Consider the following 16,668-nt stretch of genomic DNA (forward strand, 5'->3'; position numbering starts at 1 on the left):
CGTTTGAGATTATTCTAATTCCAATCTTTCTTGCTCCATTTTCTCAGCCAATCTCTTTTCGATAATTGGGGTAATTAATGTTTTTCTTGGTTTGATTTTTACAAAAGGAAACAATTCTAAATCATGTTTCATTCGGTCTTCTTTGTTTGGATATTTATTTGTACCTAAAAGAATTTCTTTTTTAGAATCAAATAATTCTTGCTCTTTATTGGCACTTTCCTGAATTTTCTTTTTAATTGTGCCATCATTTAAAAGTTTTAAGAAACCGCCATTGGCTTCAATATCTTTAAATAACGCCAAGCTTTTTTCTGCCAATTGCATGGTTAAGCTTTCGATGTAATAACTACCATCAGCTGGATTGTCAACTTTATCAAAATAACTTTCGTGTTTTAAAATTAAAAGCTGATTTCTAGCAATTCGGTCTCCAAATTCATTGTCTTTATGATATAATGTGTCGTAAGGCAAATTGGCAATCGCATCTGCACCGCCTAAAATTGCTGACATACATTCAGTTGTCGTACGCAGCATATTGACATTATAATCGTAAATGGTTTTATTACGCTTTGTTGGCGTTACCAATAAATGGCATTTTATTTTTGAATTATATTCTGTAGCAATTAAATCAAAAAGCATTCGAAGTGCACGAAGCTTTGCAATTTCGAAGAAATAATTTGTTCCAACAGAAACTTGAAAAACAATAGACTTTGCGGTCCCAGCAAAACGATTTAAATATTCGTTTGCATGCGCTAAACTATAAGCGATTTGCTGAGTGATGTTAGCTCCAGAATTTTGGTACAATCCCAAATCTACACTGAGAAGATTTAAATTGGTTGTATTTTTTAAAAGCAAATCTAAAGTTTCAAAATTATTTTTTTCAGAAGTCGTAAACCAATTTCCTTCTCGTGCCAATTGTCCGATTGGATCAAAATTGCAATAAAAATTAGCTTTTTTCTGAATTGAAATCGTATCTAATTTTTTAACGAAATCGATTGAGATAAAACTGAAATTAAAGTAGACGTTTTTGTTTTCTAAAGGAAGATTCTCTAGTAATTTTTGAACATCAATTTTATCATTTTCGATTGTAAAACGAAGGCTTTCTGCACCTCTTTCTAAGGTGTTTAAAGCGCGCTCGATAGATTTTTCAACATCGAAAACAAAGATATTTTGGCAGATTTTAAAATCCGAGGCTTGAGTATTTACATTTGCGGCTTTTGTGAACTCATCGCTATGATAAAAAGGCTTTACCTGAATATCTTCTGGAGAATTCCAAATAACAGTTTGATTGTAATCGGCTCCATCCAATTCAAACTGAATTTTTTGTTTCCATTGTTTGGATGAAATCGGATTAAAATCGTCGAATAGGTTAGTGGCCATTGTAGTTTTTTTGATTATTCTTTTTCTTGAATCGTGTCTCCTTCAAATTGTATGATATAAATATCTTCGCTGTCCTTTTTCATAAAATACTTTTCGCGAGCGTATTTTTCAATTTGTTCTGGATTTTTGAGCAGCTTAATTTGCTCCTGATCTTTTTTGATTTCTTCCTGATAATACTTTTTATTATCCTCGAGCTCATGTATTTGTTCATCTAAGAAACGATGATCAAAATAGGAGTAGTTGTCTAAAAATAACATCCAAACTATAAAAAATAGTAAAACCCAAACATATTTGTTTCCAAGGTATTTGAACCATTTTTTGTCTTTATATGGATTCTTGAATTTCATATAAGATAATTTCTTTTGAATTGTTTTTTTAGACCTGTTAGAGAGCAAACCCGACCTTCGCTGGGCTGCATATAATTTTATGGTTTAAATTTACGATAAAAATTATGAAATTCTCTGATTAATTACGGCACGAACGACATCAATTGCTACCGTATTGTATTTGTCATTCGGGATGATAATGTCTGCAAAAGCCTTAGAAGGTTCGATAAATTGCTCATGCATAGGCTTTAAAGTCGTTTGATAACGGTTTAAAACTTCATCAATATCGCGTCCGCGTTCTGAAATATCTCTTTTTAAACGACGAATTAATCTTTCGTCAGAATCTGCGTGAACAAAGATTTTAATGTCGAACATGTCACGCAATTCCGGATTTGTCAAAATTAAAATTCCTTCAACAATCATCACTTTTCTTGGATGAGTCGAAACGGTATCGTCTGTTCTGTTGTGCTGAATAAAAGAATAAACCGGCTGATCGATTGTTTCTCCTGCTTTTAAAGCTTTTAGATGTTTTACCAATAATTCAAAATCGATCGCACGTGGGTGGTCAAAATTAATTAATGCTCTTTCGTCAAAGGATAAATTATCGGTTTGTTTGTAGTACGAATCCTGAGAAATCACCCCAACTTCTGTGTCTGGTAATTCATTCATAATTTGGTGTACTACTGTAGTTTTTCCACTTCCTGTTCCTCCTGCAAGTCCGATAATGAGCATAAAATTTTTGTTTGATATTTGTTTGGCAAAAATAATAATTTAACTGAATCGTTAAACATTTAAAATAATTTAACCATATAAGTAACATAAGTAAATTTAAGTAAACAGATATTTAAACAAAATGCTTCTTAGCTGAACTTATATTACTTATATGGTGAAAAACATAAAAAAATCCCGAAAGTAAACCTTCGGGATTTCGTGCAATCAGTATAGTTTAAAAAAATATTCTGAATTTAGTAAGCACTTGTAATTATTTATTCTTTTTTGCTTTAATCATCATTTCAAGCTGATCCCAAAGTTCTTCTGGAATTGCCTCTAATAAGTTGAATTGTCCGGCACCTTTTAACCATTCGCCACCATCAATTGTGATTACGTCTCCATTTATGTATGAAGAGAAATCTGAAACTAGGTAAGCAGCTAAATTTGCTAATTCTTGGTGATCTCCAACTCTTTTTAATGGCACTTTTTTAGCCATGTCAAATTTCTCTGAAAGATCTCCAGGCAATAATCTGTCCCAAGCACCTTTTGTAGGGAATGGTCCAGGAGCAATTGCGTTAGAACGAATTCCGTATTTTGCCCACTCTACAGCAAGACTTCTTGTCATTGCTAAAACTCCCGCTTTTGCAGTAGCACTAGGAACCACATAAGCAGATCCTGTCCAAGCGTAAGTAGTTACTATATTTAAAATCGTTGCCGAAGTTTGTTTAGTGTCAATCCAGTGTTTTCCAAAAGCTAACGTACAGTTTTTAGAACCTTTTAGTACGATATCTATCACAGTATCAAAAGCATTTGCAGATAATCTTTCGGTTGGCGAAATGAAGTTTCCTGCCGCATTATTTAAAAGAACATCTACTTTTCCGAAAACCTTTAAAGTTTCCTGAAGCATGTTTTCGACTTCTTCGTAATGGCGAACATCACATTGAAGAGGAAGGCATTTGCCTCCAGTTTGGCTTTCCAGTTCGGCAGCTGTGGTTTTTAACTTCTCTAAATCTCTAGAAGTTATCGCTACTTGAGCTCCTAATTCGAGAAAATATTTGGTCATAGCTTTGCCTAAACCGCTTCCGCCGCCTGTAACGACAATGACTTTGCCTTTTAAAGCATCATCACGCAACATTTTATCTGTGTAGCTCATATTTTTTCTTTTTTTTACAATATTAGTTAAATAAAATAGGATGCACGCATAACAATGTTATAAAATTTTGAAAAATTTTATATATCGCATAATTTTTTTGCTGCAGATTCAAGTGTGAAGTCGTCTTTGGCAAAGCAAAAACGAATTAATTTTTGATCCTTATGATCTGAATAAAAGGTCGAAATAGGAATTGCAGCCACGCCATGATCGATAATTAGGTTTTTACAAAAAGTTACATCGTCATCATTTGAAATATTAGCATAGGAAGCAACCTGAAAATAAGTTCCTTCGCAAGGTTTTAGTTCAAAACGACTATTTTGAAGCAGTTTTTGAAAATAATCTCGTTTTTCCTGATAGAATTTTCCAAGAAGATTGACATCAACAACATCTAAATATTCGCTAATGGCAAACTGAGAAATACTATTCACGCTGAAAACCAAAAACTGATGCACTTTTTTGATTTCTTTCATTAAATGTTCTGGAGCAATGGTGTAGCCAATTTTCCAACCCGTTATATGAAATGATTTTCCAAAAGAAGAAACCATGACGCAACGGTCTAAAAGGAAATCCTTTGTATGTGCCGAAATATGTTTTTCTTCGAAAGTAATATATTCGTAAACTTCATCGGATAAAATGATAATGTTTGGATATTTCTCCAGAAGATTTTTTAATTGGACAAAATCATTTTCAGTTAAGATTTTTCCAGTCGGATTATGCGGATTATTGATAATCATCAATCTGGTTTTAGCAGAACATGCTTTTTCAATTTTATCCCAATTTGCAGTATAATCGTCATTTAGAGCAACTCGAACAGGTTTTGCTTTACAAAGTAAAACAGGAGATTCGTAAGAATCATAACTTGGATCAAGAATAATTACTTCGTCATTTTCTCTTACTAAAGCTAAAATTGTTGTAAAAATTCCTTGCGTTGCTCCAGCCGTAACCAAAAGTTCTAAATCAGGATTAATCGTTCTATTGTATGAATCCTGAGTCAGCTTTGCAATTTTATTCATCAACGGCGGATAACCTGCCATTGGAGTATATTGATGTACATTTTCCTTTGCTAATCTTGCAACTATATCTGTTAATCTTTCGTCAACAGGGAAATTTGGAAATCCCTGAGAAAGATTTATGGCATTGTATTCGGTTGCCATTTTTGACATTACCGTAAAAATGCTTGTGGTTATGTTAGGGAGTTTGCTCATAGTGAAGTTTGATTAGGGAAAACTTGCAGGCCAAATAGAAATTAAAGGTTTTGTTCCTGATGATTATCTACAGGTATTGATAAATAGTAAAGAGTTCTCACAAGTCTATGATTATTGGTTGCCGGAATCCATTTAGGAGCTTTTTTTAGAACGCGAATTGCTTCGTTTCCTGTGCTGTGCCCAATATCTTTAATAACTTTTATATTGCTAAGATTCCCGTCTTTTTCAACTACAAAATTTACTTCAAGCATACCTTTTACATGTTCATCTTCTTCAGGGTAGAAGAAATTATTTTTGATGTATTTTTGAAATTTCTGTATTCCCCCTTCAAAATCAGGTTTTACATCAATTGAGTCAATAGCATATATTGTGGTGTCTTCTTTTATTTGAACTTCATTATCACTATCAGATATATTTGCTTCTGTGATAGATTCTTCAAAGTTGTTTTCTTTAACAATATTCTGTTCTGTTTTTTCTTCTTTTGAAGCTTTAGTTTCTGTGAAAAAATTACATTGTGTGAAACCAATCAAAATCAAAATTAGCATTAAAGTCTTTTTCATTCTCCTAAGATTAATTACATTTTATGAATAATAAAAATAGCAGGACGTTTATCAATGTCAATTTTTAATTTTTTCCAATCAGCAACTTTCAATGTTTTGATGAATTCTGTTGGCAAAGTAATATCCGCTGCAATACAAAGATGTGTCGCAGGACTTAAAATCTGTAAAAGATCTTCAATCAGTTTATTATTTCTGTATGGAGTTTCAATAAATAGTTGCGATTGATTTTTATCATAAGATAATTTCTCAAAATGACGAATTGCCGATTTTTTCTCGTCTTTATCAATTGGTAAATATCCGTTGAAAGTAAAACTCTGGCCGTTCATTCCTGAAGCCATCATAGCCAATAGAATAGAAGAAGGGCCAACTAAAGGCACAACCTGAATTCCTTTTTCGTGTGCCAATTTTACAATTGCAGCACCTGGATCTGCAACGCCAGGACAGCCAGCTTCGCTCATTAATCCCATATTTGTTCCTTCCAACAGAGGTTTGATGAAATCATTGTGTTCGCTAGTTTCTGTTCTTTTGTTTAAAGTAAAAAGAACCAATTCAGATTGTTTTTTTTCTGGATAAACGGCTTTTATAGATTTTCTAGCAGTTTTATCATTTTCAACAATATAGTGGTCGATAACTTCTATCGTTCTTCTAACAGTCTGAGGTAAAACATCCATCGGATCGCTTTCGCCCATTGTAGTTGGAATTAGATATAATTTTCCGAAAGATTTCATGTGCTTTTGTTTAAAATTAAAAAATTCAATTATCTCTTTTTTAGAAACAATTGAATTGTATTAGGAGTGTTTTTTAAGAAGCTGATCTGCAATTAAATCAGTCACTTCGTCTAGCATTTTGTAAACGTTTTCAAAACCATTGGCAGAACCATAGTAAGGATCAGGAACATCTACATTTTCGTCTGGAAATAAGTCGTTTAAAATCAAACGGACTTTGTTTTTGTGTTCTGGAGTTTTGGCTAAATGAATAACATCGCGAAAATTCGAATTGTCCATTACATAGATATAATCAAACTCATCAAAATCAGAGACTTTTATTTGTCTGCCTTTTTGTGCGCTGATATTGATTCCGTATTTTTTGGCAACTTCAATAGAGCGTTTGTCAGGGCAATGTCCAACATGCCAAGAACCTGTTCCTGCAGAATCTACCAAGAATTTGTCTTCAGGAAGCTTAGAGGCTAAAATTCCTTCTGCTAAAGGTGATCTGCAGATATTCCCTAAACAAACCATTAAGATTTTTACAGGCATGGCGCGTATTAAAGCGTTAGTTTTTTATTGATGTCTTCAACAAACTTTTTGAATTGTTTGTCTGTAGAAACTAAGTTGTCGACTGTTTTACAAGCGTGAAGAACAGTTGCGTGATCGCGATCTCCAATTTGCGAACCAATATTGGCTAAAGAAGCTTTAGTGAATTTTTTAGCAAAGAACATAGCTAATTGTCTTGCTTGCACAACATGCCTCTTTCTAGTTTTAGATTGAAGTGTTTCAATGTCTAATTGGAAATAGTCTGAAACAATTTTTTGGATATAATCGATAGAGATTTCTCTCTTTACGTTTTTAACAAATTTCTCTACAACACTTTTCGCCAGTTCAATTGTAACTTCTTTTTTGTTGAAAGAAGATTGAGCGATCAATGAAATAATAGCTCCTTCAAGTTCTCTTACGTTTGTTTTGATGTTGCGGGCAACGTATTCTAAAATATCTTCAGGCATTTCTACACCATCGCGGTATAAAATGTTTTTTAAGATTGAAATACGCGTTTCGTAATCTGGCTGATGCAATTCTGCAGACAATCCCCATTTAAAACGAGATAATAATCTTTGCTCGATATCCTGCATATCAACAGGAGCTTTATCAGAAGTTAAGATTACTTGTTTTCCGTTTTGGTGCAAATAGTTGAAAATGTGGAAGAATACATCTTGTGTTCCAGATTTTCCAGATAAGAATTGAACATCGTCAATAATCAAAACATCAATTAATTGGTAAAAGTGAATGAAATCATTACGATTATTCTTTTTTACAGAATCAATGTATTGCTGTGTGAAAATCTCAGCAGAAATATATAAAACCGTTTTTTCTGGATATTTATCTTTTACTTCTACACCTATAGCATGCGCTAAGTGTGTTTTTCCTAAACCAACCCCTCCAAAAATTAATAATGGGTTAAATGAAGTTCCCCCTGGTTTGTTGGCAACTGCCATACCAGCAGAACGAGCTAATCTATTTGAATCTCCTTCTAAGAAATTGTCAAAACTGTAGTTCGGATTTAACTGAGACTCAATTTTTAAATTTCTGATTCCAGGAATTACAAAAGGATTTTTAAGTTCAGGATTTAAGTTTTTAAACGGAGCATCAACCTCTTGCGGTTTCATTGGCACTCTATTGGCACTTGGCAGCTGCTCGGTAAACGGCTGTTTATTGCCATAAGTGTTCTCCATTTTAATTTTATAGAGTAACTTTGCGTTTTTTCCCAGTTCTTTGGTAAGCGCAACTTTCAATAATTTTACGTAATGCTCTTCGAGCCATTCGTAGAAAAATTTACTTGGAACCTGAATGTATAATGCGTTATCGGTTAGCTCAACTGATTTGATTGGTTCGAACCAAGTTTTATATGCTTGGTCTTGAATATTATCCTTTATAAAGGACAAACAGTTTTCCCATACCGATTGAGCAGTTTTAGTCATAGATTCAGATAAATTTTTATTATTGTTATAAAGATTCTCCTAATAAAAATGGAGCAATTTTATTCCGTATTTCGGGATAACAAATATGTGAACAAATTTCTGTAAAAAAAAATATTTTGGTATCTAATTTTATAAAAAAAAGTTGTAAAGAGCCTTTTCAAATTCGAATTTTTTTAATATTTTATAAATGAAAAATCATCAGACTCAAGTACGAGTTCGTTACTCAGAAACTGACCAAATGGGAGTCGTTTATCACGGAAATTATGTGCCTTATTTTGAGATAGGACGCGTGGAATGGCTTAGAAATAAAGGGGTTTCGTATAAAAGCATGGAAGAAAGCGGAATTGGTCTTCCAATTGTCAACATGAATATCAACTACAAAAAATCGGCGCGATACGATGAACTTTTGACAATTCACACTACATTCAAAAGTCACTCCTCTGTGAAGATCGAATTTGACTGCGCAATCTATAATGAGGCAAATGAGTTATTAACAACTGCGACGTTTATTTTAGTATTTGTTGCGTTAAAAACAGGTCGTCCGACAGCTCCTCCAGAATACATTTTAGATATATTCAAATCACTGGATGAAAAGTGTTAAAACTGCCTTCATTTTGATGTTAAATTATATAATTTTGATATCAATTTCGAACATTAAATCAAAAATGCTGAATACTGTTTCGGCATTTTTTTTTCTCGTTTTTGTCACAATTTTACCAATTGGCAGTCCAGAAACTTCATCCATTTCCATTTCCTGAGATACGATTTCTAATTTCTTTTCTTTGATCACTCTCATGACTTTGTTCATGTTTTTATAATCAAAAGAAATTAAAAATTCGACGTCTATTGTTTTTTCTACAATTTCACAAACTTCTAAGGTCTGCTGCGCTGTAGTTCTATAAGCTGCAATTAAACCGCCAACACCCAACTTTACGCCTCCAAAAATACGAACGACTACTACAAGAACGTTAGTTAATCCAAAAGATTGTATCTGGCCGTAAATTGGTGCTCCAGCTGTGTTGCTGGGTTCGCCATCATCATTGGCACGATACGAAACTTTATTTCCAACACCAATTTGGTAAGCATAACAGTAGTGCACCGCATGCGGATGCTGCTTTTTTAGCTCTTCAATAATAGGTTTTACTTCATCTTCGTGATCTATTGGAAAAGCATAACCAAAGAATTTACTGCCTTTTTCCTTAAACAGTATTTCTTCAGATGCAGCCGCAATAGTTTGATAAGTATCGTTAATTTCCAAAAGCAGTATTCTTAAAGTATATTTTTTTTATAAAGATCGACCACATCTTCTTTTCCAACTTGAAGATTCCAAACTTTGATTCCTAAAGCCGCAGCGCTATCGGTATTTTCTGTCTTGTCGTCAATAAATAAGGTGTTTTCGGCAACTAGATTGTTTTGTTCAAGAACAAACTGATAAATTTTCGGATCTGGTTTTCTCATTCCGATATCAAAAGAAAAATATACTTTTTCAAAACAGTCATAAAAATCCTTGTAAAAAGAAACGCCACTTTTTTCTTCAAATGTATTGATGTGAATAGAATCGGTATTGCTTAACAGAAACAATCGGTATTTTTTTGATAATTCCTGAAGAAATTCCAAACGATAAAATGGAAAATCTGCCAAAACAGCATTCCAAGCTTTTAGAATATCTTCCTTTGAAGCATTGGGCAATTGTTTTTGAAAACCGCCGATGAAATCTTCTGGAGAAATAGCGCCTACTTCAAAAGAAAGATTTAATTGTTCAAATTCATTATTCCACTCCTTCATTCCTAATTTTTGTAAACCAGAAATTGTGGCAGGTTTGTCTAAATTGATAAAAATGTCTCCGAAGTCAAAAATTATCGCATTAATCATGATTTTTAATCTGTATTAGTTTGTCGCTTAAAATGTTGGTTTTGATGCTGTTTTTTCTTGAAATATTTGGAGCTTTCGTTCCTTTTTCAAAACTTGTTTTTCCAATAAAAATTCGTGCCTCGTCCCAAAGATTTTCATCGATAAAAGATTGAAGCGTTTGTCTTCCGCCTTCAATAATCACAGATTGAATTTGATTTTGGTATAAAACATCTAAAATCTGAGGCACAATATTTTTGCTGAAATCAATTACTTCAAATTGTGTGTTTTTTGTTGGTGATTTTTCTTTTTCGCTAGAAAAAATAATAGTTTTCACAGTGTCATCAAAAATAAAACTGTTTTGATCAATTCTGTTATTTCGATCTATAACAACTCTTGTTGGATTATTTCCGTCCCAATCTCTGGCGTTTAATTTCGGATTGTCATCAACTACAGTTTGTGTTCCAACTAAAATTGCTTGTTCTTCAGTTCGCCATTTATGAACCAATTGTCTCGAATATTGATTGGTGATCCAAACCGGTTTTCGATCTTGATTGCTAACTTTTTCTGGCGCCAGAAAACCATCCTGACTTTCCGCCCATTTTAAAATTACGTAAGGCCTCTTTTTTTGATGAAAAGTAAAAAAGCGTTTGTTCAGCTCGTTGCATTCATCTTCTAAAACACCAACGGTTACATTAGCGCCAGCTTCAATTAATTTCAAAATGCCTTTTCCAGCTACTTTTTCGTTAGGGTCAACCGTGCCCACAACTACATTCGGAATTTCATTTGCAATAATCAAATCACAGCACGGAGGAGTTTTTCCAAAATGGCTGCACGGTTCTAAGCTTACATAAATTGTAGCTTTTTTCAACAGCGATTTGTCTTTTACCGAATTTACGGCATTTACCTCTGCATGTGGTTCACCAGCCTTCTTATGCCAGCCTTCACCAATAATCTGACCTTCATAAACAATCACACTGCCAACCATCGGATTCGGATACGTTGTTCCAAGTCCATTTTGTGCCAGTTCGATGCAGCGTTTTATATATTTTTCATGTATATTCACAGTGCAAAAGTAGTTATTTTTGAGTTTATGACTAAGTTAAGAAGCTACAGAAAAAGTATATTTGCTTTTGCTTATATAATGATTTAGAATAAAAAAATGGTAAATTGGTTAATACGTACAATTGAAAAGAAAGACAATCAGGTAGTTGCAAGTTTGATACGTTCTGTTTTTGATGAACTGGAAATTCCAAAAGTAGGTACAGCATACGAAGATCCTTATCTAGATTTGATGTTTGAACAATATAGCAAACCCAAATCGATCTATTTTGTTGTCGAAAATGAAGGAGAAATTGTTGGCTGCGCTGGTATTGCACCTTTGGAAAATGGTGACTCCGAAATTTGCGAATTACAGAAAATGTATTTCCTTCCAAAAACAAGAGGTTTAGGAATTGGCTCTCAAATGATGGAAAAATGTTTAGAGCAAGCTAAATCTTTTGGTTTTAAAAAATGCTATATCGAAACCATGCCATTTATGCATGCCGCACAAAAACTTTACAAAAAATCCGGTTTTGAGTATTTAGATGCTCCAATGGGATGTACTGGGCATAATTCTTGTCCTGTTTGGATGCTCAAAGTTTTGTAGCTTTAAGGTAACAAATTTAAAACAAGCAAGACTTATTGAAAGATAAATGTCAGTTTCGGCTGATGTAAAATGCTCAAAAAATAAAAATGAAAATTAAACAATATCGTACTCAGTTTATTAAAGAATTATCTCCTTTTTACGATGCGTACGAAGCAGAAAGCTTTTTTTATTTGATACTTGAAGATAAATACCAACTTCGCCAGATTGATTTAGCCTTAAATCATGAATTAGTATTTGATGAAAAGGATTTCGCGATCTGGAACGAGTTGCTAAATCAGCTGAAGAAAGAAGTTCCTATTCAGTACCTACTTGGAAAAACCAACTTTTATGGTTTGGATTTTGAAGTAAATGAGAATGTTTTAATCCCAAGGCCAGAAACAGAAGAATTAGTTGAATGGATTATTAATGAAAATGCAAGTCCAGATAAAAACAAAAAAATAAGAATTCTCGATATCGGAACAGGAACGGGCTGTATTGCGATTTCGCTTGCTAAAAATCTTCCGAATGCTGAAGTTTTTGGTGTTGATGTTTCTAAAAAAGCGATTGAAACCGCAAAAAGGAATGCCATTAGAAATGATGTAGAGGTGACTTTTATGCTGCTGAATATTTTAGAAACTGATGAATTTACCTGTCAGTTTGATATCATTGTTTCTAATCCGCCTTATGTGCGAAATCTAGAAAAAGTAGAAATAAAAAAGAATGTACTGGATTACGAACCGCATTTGGCGCTTTTTGTAGAAGATAGCGATCCGCTTATTTTTTATAGAAAGATTGCTTCTCTTGCACAAAATGGACTTCATAAAAATGGAAAGCTGTATTTTGAAATCAATCAATATCTTGGAAAAGAAATGATTGATTTGCTTGAGAATATGAGTTTCGAAAACGTTGAGCTTAGAAAAGATATTTACGACAACGATCGTATGATAAAAGGGAATATTTAAGTATTCAGTCTCGGTCTCAGTTTTCAGACAGTATTGACCGAAAATTGAGACCGAAAACTGCGACTAAAAATTATTCATATCGCAAAGCCTCAATAGGATCTAGTTTTGATGCTTTAATAGCTGGATATAAACCAGAAACCAGTGCAACGCAAAAACTTGTTGCAAAAGCGGCAAAGATCGCCATCCACGGAATCACAAAAACAAAGCTCATTGCCGTTGCAATAGCAAAACCAAGCAGAATTCCCAAAACGATTCCGACCAAACCTCCAATTTGTCCAATTAATAAAGTCTCAATAAAAAACTGAAAAGCAACTGTTGATCTTTTGGCTCCCAAAGCTTTACGAACGCCAATTTCGCGGGTACGTTCTGTAACCGAAACGATCATAATATTCATTAAAGCAATAGAAGATCCTAAAATCGTAATAACGGATATAATCCAAGCGGCCCAGCCTAAATATTTGGTAATGCCTAAAATTCGGTTTATTAAGTCATCACTGCGCCCAATGCCGAAATTATTATCTCTTACAGGACTAAGTTTACGAACCCTTCTCATGGTACTTGTAGCATTGTCGACAGCTTCGTCTAAAAGTTCTTTTTTAGAAACCATCACACTGATTGTATAGTTGATGTTTGGTGCAGAAAATAAGGATCTCGCAACCTGAATCGGAATCAAAACGCGTAAATCTTGGCTGTTCCCAAAAGTAGAGCCTTTTTCTTTTAGAACGCCAATAACCTTAAATCGTGCACCGCGAATCGAAATGATTTTATCTATCGGATTTACATCTTTTAAAAGTCCTTTTTCAAAATCAGAGCCGACAATACACGAATAAGTGTTGTTGTCAATATCAAATTGATTAAAAGAACGACCTAAAGTAGTTTCTAAGCCAGAATTGGCAATGAAATGCTCGTCGACACCAACAACTGTAATTTCAGGGTCTGTTTTGGTATCTAAATATTTTACTTCAGCTTTTGAGGTTGCAGTAAAAGAAAGGGATGTCTCTGTAAAAGGATATTTATATTTGTTTTTAAAAGCAACAGCTTCAGGATAAGAAATAATTGGATTGATAACTTCACGCTCGTTTCCGCCACGATTTCGAACCGTATTTTCGTATTGATTGATGTTGAACGTATTAGCTCCCATTGATGCAAAATTGGTAGAAATTGTATTTTCTAATGCAGAAACTACCGTAAGGATACCCACCAAAGCAGTAATACCGATAGCAATAATTAAAACAGTAAGAACGGTACGCAGAATTTGGGTTTTGATAGAACCAAAAGCAATTCGGATATTTTCTTTAAATAATTTTAGCATCATGACCAATTTGTCACGAAAATACGGTTTTTGTTACAAGTTTGTTTTCGAAGTGTTATTATTTATTTTAAAAAGTAAGATATTTGCAGACTTAAATTAAGTCGAAAGTTGGAAAGTCATAAAGTCGAAAAGCCTAAAACGCCAGCAATCAAAAAATATAAATAAAATTAATTTTAAAAGGTTTCTGAATTTAAGTTTCAAAAGAAATCTAATTTCTAAAATCAACAATCTAAAATAGAGAAGATGGCTTCAAAACCAAGTATACCAAAAGGAACAAGAGATTTTTCACCAGCAGAGGTGTCAAAACGTCAATATATTATTCAGACTATAAAAGCTAATTTCGAGAAATTCGGTTTTCAGCCAATCGAAACGCCCTCGTTTGAAAATTCAGATACCTTAATGGGGAAATATGGCGAAGAAGGAGACCGTTTGATTTTTAAAATTTTAAATTCAGGTAATTTTTTCTACAATAAAAGTAAAATTGAATTACCAGAATCAATTGAAGAATTGCAGCTGAATTCTGCTGAAAAAATAACTTTAGAGCAAAGAATCGAATTAAATAAATTCACAGGAAAAATTTCTGAGAAAGCATTGCGTTACGATTTGACAGTTCCGTTTGCAAGATACGTGGTGCAGCACCAAAGCGAAATTGAATTTCCATTCAAAAGATATCAGATTCAGCCAGTTTGGAGAGCAGATAATCCGCAGAAAGGGCGTTTTAGAGAATTTTTTCAATGTGATGCTGATGTTGTCGGTTCAAAATCACTTTGGCAGGAAGTAGAATTGGTTCAATTATACGATACTGTTTTTACATCGTTAGGTTTAGAGGGTGTTACAATTAAAATCAATAATAGAAAAATTTTATCTGGAATTGCTGAGGTTATCGGTGCTTCAGATAAATTAATTGATTTTACAGTTGCGCTTGATAAATTGGATAAAATTGGAGAAGACGGCGTTAAAAAAGAAATGATAGAAAAAGGAATTTCTGAAGAAGCGTTGGTAAAAGTGCAACCGCTTTTTAGTTTCTCAGGAACTTTTGCAGACAAAATTGCACAACTTTCGGACTTGTTGTCATCTTCTGAAGAAGGAATGAAAGGTGTGGAAGAATTGAAATTTATTTGCGACAATGTGGCCGATTTAGGTTTATCGACTGCAATTTTAGATTTGGATGTGACATTGGCACGTGGTTTAAATTATTACACCGGAGCTATTTTTGAAGTTGCGGCTCCAAAAACAGTAGCAATGGGATCTATCGGCGGTGGTGGAAGATACGACGATTTGACGGGTATTTTCGGATTGAAAAATATGAGTGGTGTCGGAATCTCTTTTGGATTGGATAGAATCTATCTAGTTCTGGAAGAATTGCAATTGTTTCCAGAAACGGTTGCGGCTACTTCTAAAGCATTATTCTTGAATTTTGGCAACAAAGAAGCTTTGTATGCTTCAAAAGCGATTCAGAAATTGAGACAGGAAAATATAAAAGTAGAATTATATCCAGACAATGTAAAAGTGGGTAAACAATTTCAATATGCAGATAAACGTTTGATTCCGTTTGCGGTATTGGTAGGAGATCAGGAGATTAATTCAAATTCGTACACGCTTAAAAATTTAGTGACAGGAGAACAGGTATCTGTAGATTTCGACGGATTGAAAAAAGCTTTACAGTCCTAAATTAAGTTATGTTTTACGCAGATTCTGCAGATTGGAGCAGGTTTAATTTGATTTAAAAACGAAATCTATTTTAATCTGCCTAAATCTTTTTAAATCTGCGTGAAATATTAAAAAATACTTTGAAAGGCTAACTGTCTGGAACAAAAGTTTTTGCTTCAGATTCCGCAGGTTCAAAGGATTTTCTTTTAAAATCTATGCCTGAAATAGTTGCTGGAGAAGAAAAAAAACTCTTAATTTGCCGACCTTAAGTTACGGGCGTAGTTCAAGGGTAGAATAGCGGTCTCCAAAACCGTTGATGGGGGTTCGAATCCCTCCGCCCGTGCAAAAGAAATAAAATGACAACCCGTCATTAAAAGTATAAAAAAAAGCTTCGTCTCTATAGGCGAAGCTTTTTTTAATATAAGGTAAACTTGAATTAATAATTATTTAGAGGCCAAAGCCAACCCTTAAATTCAATTTTTGGTGGTAATAATTGTTTTTTATTGGTCTCAAAGATAATATAAACTAAAACGTAATAGTCTTAAAATTATAATAAATTTTTTCTATGTGATTGCGTTTTTTAAATGTCTCATAATTAATAAAGTGACAATTTGACATTTTATAAGATTTGGCAGTACTTTTGCAATCCAACAAAGAAATAAAAAATGAAGTTTAAAAATATTTTTAAAAATAAAAGCAATATGACTACGGAAAATACAGAATTCGATCAGGAATTAGATGACGCAACGATAGAGACTAACGCCAATGGAGAGCAATTAATTGTTGAAGAATTAAGTGTTGAGGAGCAACTAGCTCAAGACTTAGCCAAAGAAAAAGATAAGTTTTTGAGATTATTCGCCGAATTTGAAAATTATAAAAAAAGAACTTCAAAAGAACGTCTTGAATTATTTAAAACTGCAAACCAAGAAGTTTTATTGGCAATGCTTCCAGTTTTAGATGATTTTGACAGAGCAACTGTAGAGATCAACAAATCTGAGGATGAAAATTTGAAAAAAGGAGTTGAGTTGATCCATGAAAAACTGAAAAGCACTTTAGTTTCTAAAGGTTTAGAACAAGTTGAGATTCAGGCAGGAGATGCTTTCAATGCTGATATTGCTGAAGCAATTACCCAAATTCCAGCACCATCTGATAAATTAAAAGGGAAAGTTGTAGATGTTATTGAAAAAGGATACAAATTAGGCGACAAAATTATTCGTTACCCTAAAGTTGTTGTAGGAAACTAAAAAA

At 33.5% G+C, this 16,668-nt stretch carries 18 protein-coding genes and 1 tRNA gene; 6 read left to right on the forward strand and 13 right to left on the reverse strand.

The window, feature by feature from the left end; translation table 11 throughout:
• Positions 1-9: 9 nt before the first annotated feature.
• From BB050_RS12350 to dnaA, 9 genes are all read right to left on the reverse strand, one after another.
• On the reverse strand, positions 10-1,374 hold the full coding sequence (locus BB050_RS12350; protein ID WP_066033751.1) for a methylmalonyl-CoA mutase subunit beta: 1,365 nt from the start codon (positions 1,372-1,374) through the stop codon (positions 10-12).
• A 14-nt stretch (positions 1,375-1,388) separates the two neighbouring features.
• On the reverse strand, positions 1,389-1,721 hold the full coding sequence (locus BB050_RS12355) for an FtsB family cell division protein (RefSeq protein ID WP_008467965.1): 333 nt from the start codon (positions 1,719-1,721) through the stop codon (positions 1,389-1,391).
• A gap of 102 nt (positions 1,722-1,823) precedes the next feature.
• Entirely contained in the window at positions 1,824-2,432 is a 609-nt protein-coding gene (gene udk, locus BB050_RS12360; protein WP_008467967.1) for a uridine kinase, read from the reverse strand.
• 250 nt (positions 2,433-2,682) lie between these two features.
• Positions 2,683-3,564: an SDR family oxidoreductase gene (locus BB050_RS12365; RefSeq protein ID WP_008467969.1), complete on the reverse strand. Its 882-nt coding sequence runs from the start codon at positions 3,562-3,564 to the stop codon at positions 2,683-2,685.
• A 77-nt stretch (positions 3,565-3,641) separates the two neighbouring features.
• Entirely contained in the window at positions 3,642-4,769 is a 1,128-nt protein-coding gene (locus tag BB050_RS12370) for a methionine aminotransferase (RefSeq protein WP_066033752.1), read from the reverse strand.
• 41 nt (positions 4,770-4,810) lie between these two features.
• Entirely contained in the window at positions 4,811-5,329 is a 519-nt protein-coding gene (locus tag BB050_RS12375; RefSeq protein ID WP_066033753.1) for an energy transducer TonB, read from the reverse strand.
• Between the two features lie 14 nt (positions 5,330-5,343).
• On the reverse strand, positions 5,344-6,057 hold the full coding sequence (locus BB050_RS12380) for an SAM-dependent methyltransferase (RefSeq protein ID WP_008467974.1): 714 nt from the start codon (positions 6,055-6,057) through the stop codon (positions 5,344-5,346).
• Between the two features lie 60 nt (positions 6,058-6,117).
• A complete protein-coding gene (locus tag BB050_RS12385) occupies positions 6,118-6,585 on the reverse strand; it encodes a low molecular weight protein-tyrosine-phosphatase (RefSeq protein ID WP_066033754.1) in 468 nt (155 codons plus the stop codon).
• An 8-nt stretch (positions 6,586-6,593) separates the two neighbouring features.
• Positions 6,594-8,021: a chromosomal replication initiator protein DnaA gene (dnaA, locus tag BB050_RS12390; protein ID WP_008467978.1), complete on the reverse strand. Its 1,428-nt coding sequence runs from the start codon at positions 8,019-8,021 to the stop codon at positions 6,594-6,596.
• A gap of 187 nt (positions 8,022-8,208) precedes the next feature.
• Between dnaA and BB050_RS12395 the strand changes: the two genes are divergently transcribed.
• Positions 8,209-8,622 carry an acyl-CoA thioesterase gene (locus tag BB050_RS12395; RefSeq protein WP_008467980.1) on the forward strand — a complete coding sequence of 138 codons (414 nt, stop codon included), beginning with the start codon at positions 8,209-8,211 and terminating at the stop codon, positions 8,620-8,622.
• A 24-nt stretch (positions 8,623-8,646) separates the two neighbouring features.
• On the opposite strand, the gene BB050_RS12400 is transcribed toward BB050_RS12395, so the two are convergent.
• Genes BB050_RS12400 through ribD form a run of 3 tightly spaced genes read right to left on the reverse strand, consistent with a single transcriptional unit; the run spans position 8,647 to position 10,935 of the window.
• The gene (locus BB050_RS12400; RefSeq protein ID WP_066033755.1) at positions 8,647-9,279 is read right to left on the reverse strand and encodes an IMPACT family protein; all 633 of its coding nucleotides are present in this window, start codon (positions 9,277-9,279) and stop codon (positions 8,647-8,649) included.
• An 11-nt stretch (positions 9,280-9,290) separates the two neighbouring features.
• The gene (locus BB050_RS12405; RefSeq protein WP_008467985.1) at positions 9,291-9,893 is read right to left on the reverse strand and encodes an HAD family hydrolase; all 603 of its coding nucleotides are present in this window, start codon (positions 9,891-9,893) and stop codon (positions 9,291-9,293) included.
• A complete protein-coding gene (gene ribD / locus BB050_RS12410; RefSeq protein WP_066033756.1) occupies positions 9,886-10,935 on the reverse strand; it encodes a bifunctional diaminohydroxyphosphoribosylaminopyrimidine deaminase/5-amino-6-(5-phosphoribosylamino)uracil reductase RibD in 1,050 nt (349 codons plus the stop codon). The genes BB050_RS12405 and ribD overlap by 8 nt, the downstream gene beginning before the upstream one ends.
• A gap of 96 nt (positions 10,936-11,031) precedes the next feature.
• Between ribD and BB050_RS12415 the strand changes: the two genes are divergently transcribed.
• Together BB050_RS12415 and prmC are read left to right on the forward strand one after the other, a co-directional pair.
• Positions 11,032-11,517 carry a GNAT family N-acetyltransferase gene (locus BB050_RS12415; protein WP_066033757.1) on the forward strand — a complete coding sequence of 162 codons (486 nt, stop codon included), beginning with the start codon at positions 11,032-11,034 and terminating at the stop codon, positions 11,515-11,517.
• Between the two features lie 86 nt (positions 11,518-11,603).
• Entirely contained in the window at positions 11,604-12,458 is an 855-nt protein-coding gene (gene prmC, locus BB050_RS12420; RefSeq protein ID WP_066033758.1) for a peptide chain release factor N(5)-glutamine methyltransferase, read from the forward strand.
• A gap of 70 nt (positions 12,459-12,528) precedes the next feature.
• Here the strand turns inward: prmC and BB050_RS12425 are convergent, their stop codons facing one another.
• Positions 12,529-13,773, reverse strand: coding sequence for an ABC transporter permease (locus BB050_RS12425; RefSeq protein WP_035691969.1), 1,245 nt, complete (start codon positions 13,771-13,773; stop codon positions 12,529-12,531).
• A 240-nt stretch (positions 13,774-14,013) separates the two neighbouring features.
• On the opposite strand from BB050_RS12425, the gene hisS reads away from it, so the two are divergent.
• From hisS to BB050_RS12440, 3 genes are all read left to right on the forward strand, one after another.
• Complete coding sequence (gene hisS / locus BB050_RS12430) at positions 14,014-15,441, forward strand: histidine--tRNA ligase (RefSeq protein WP_008467994.1); 1,428 nt, start codon at positions 14,014-14,016, stop codon at positions 15,439-15,441.
• A gap of 251 nt (positions 15,442-15,692) precedes the next feature.
• Positions 15,693-15,763, forward strand: a tRNA-Trp gene (locus BB050_RS12435).
• A gap of 322 nt (positions 15,764-16,085) precedes the next feature.
• Complete coding sequence (locus BB050_RS12440; protein WP_008467996.1) at positions 16,086-16,664, forward strand: nucleotide exchange factor GrpE; 579 nt, start codon at positions 16,086-16,088, stop codon at positions 16,662-16,664.
• The last annotated feature ends 4 nt before the right edge of the window (positions 16,665-16,668 follow it).

The sequence above is a fragment of the Flavobacterium anhuiense genome (assembly GCF_001705175.1).
In the GTDB taxonomy this organism is placed as follows: Bacteria; Bacteroidota; Bacteroidia; order Flavobacteriales; family Flavobacteriaceae; genus Flavobacterium; species Flavobacterium anhuiense.

Coding starts and splice junctions, on each gene's coding strand:
- BB050_RS12385 (WP_066033754.1), bottom strand. CDS start 6,585: ATGCCTGTAAAAATCTTAATGGTTTGTTTAGGGAATATCTGCAGATCA.
- udk (WP_008467967.1), bottom strand. CDS start 2,432: ATGCTCATTATCGGACTTGCAGGAGGAACAGGAAGTGGAAAAACTACA.
- BB050_RS12425 (WP_035691969.1), bottom strand. CDS start 13,773: ATGATGCTAAAATTATTTAAAGAAAATATCCGAATTGCTTTTGGTTCT.
- BB050_RS12405 (WP_008467985.1), bottom strand. CDS start 9,893: ATGATTAATGCGATAATTTTTGACTTCGGAGACATTTTTATCAATTTA.
- BB050_RS12375 (WP_066033753.1), bottom strand. CDS start 5,329: ATGAAAAAGACTTTAATGCTAATTTTGATTTTGATTGGTTTCACACAA.
- BB050_RS12365 (WP_008467969.1), bottom strand. CDS start 3,564: ATGAGCTACACAGATAAAATGTTGCGTGATGATGCTTTAAAAGGCAAA.
- hisS (WP_008467994.1), top strand. CDS start 14,014: ATGGCTTCAAAACCAAGTATACCAAAAGGAACAAGAGATTTTTCACCA.
- BB050_RS12380 (WP_008467974.1), bottom strand. CDS start 6,057: ATGAAATCTTTCGGAAAATTATATCTAATTCCAACTACAATGGGCGAA.
- BB050_RS12350 (WP_066033751.1), bottom strand. CDS start 1,374: ATGGCCACTAACCTATTCGACGATTTTAATCCGATTTCATCCAAACAA.
- BB050_RS12355 (WP_008467965.1), bottom strand. CDS start 1,721: ATGAAATTCAAGAATCCATATAAAGACAAAAAATGGTTCAAATACCTT.
- BB050_RS12370 (WP_066033752.1), bottom strand. CDS start 4,769: ATGAGCAAACTCCCTAACATAACCACAAGCATTTTTACGGTAATGTCA.
- BB050_RS12440 (WP_008467996.1), top strand. CDS start 16,086: ATGAAGTTTAAAAATATTTTTAAAAATAAAAGCAATATGACTACGGAA.
- BB050_RS12395 (WP_008467980.1), top strand. CDS start 8,209: ATGAAAAATCATCAGACTCAAGTACGAGTTCGTTACTCAGAAACTGAC.
- dnaA (WP_008467978.1), bottom strand. CDS start 8,021: ATGACTAAAACTGCTCAATCGGTATGGGAAAACTGTTTGTCCTTTATA.
- prmC (WP_066033758.1), top strand. CDS start 11,604: ATGAAAATTAAACAATATCGTACTCAGTTTATTAAAGAATTATCTCCT.
- BB050_RS12415 (WP_066033757.1), top strand. CDS start 11,032: ATGGTAAATTGGTTAATACGTACAATTGAAAAGAAAGACAATCAGGTA.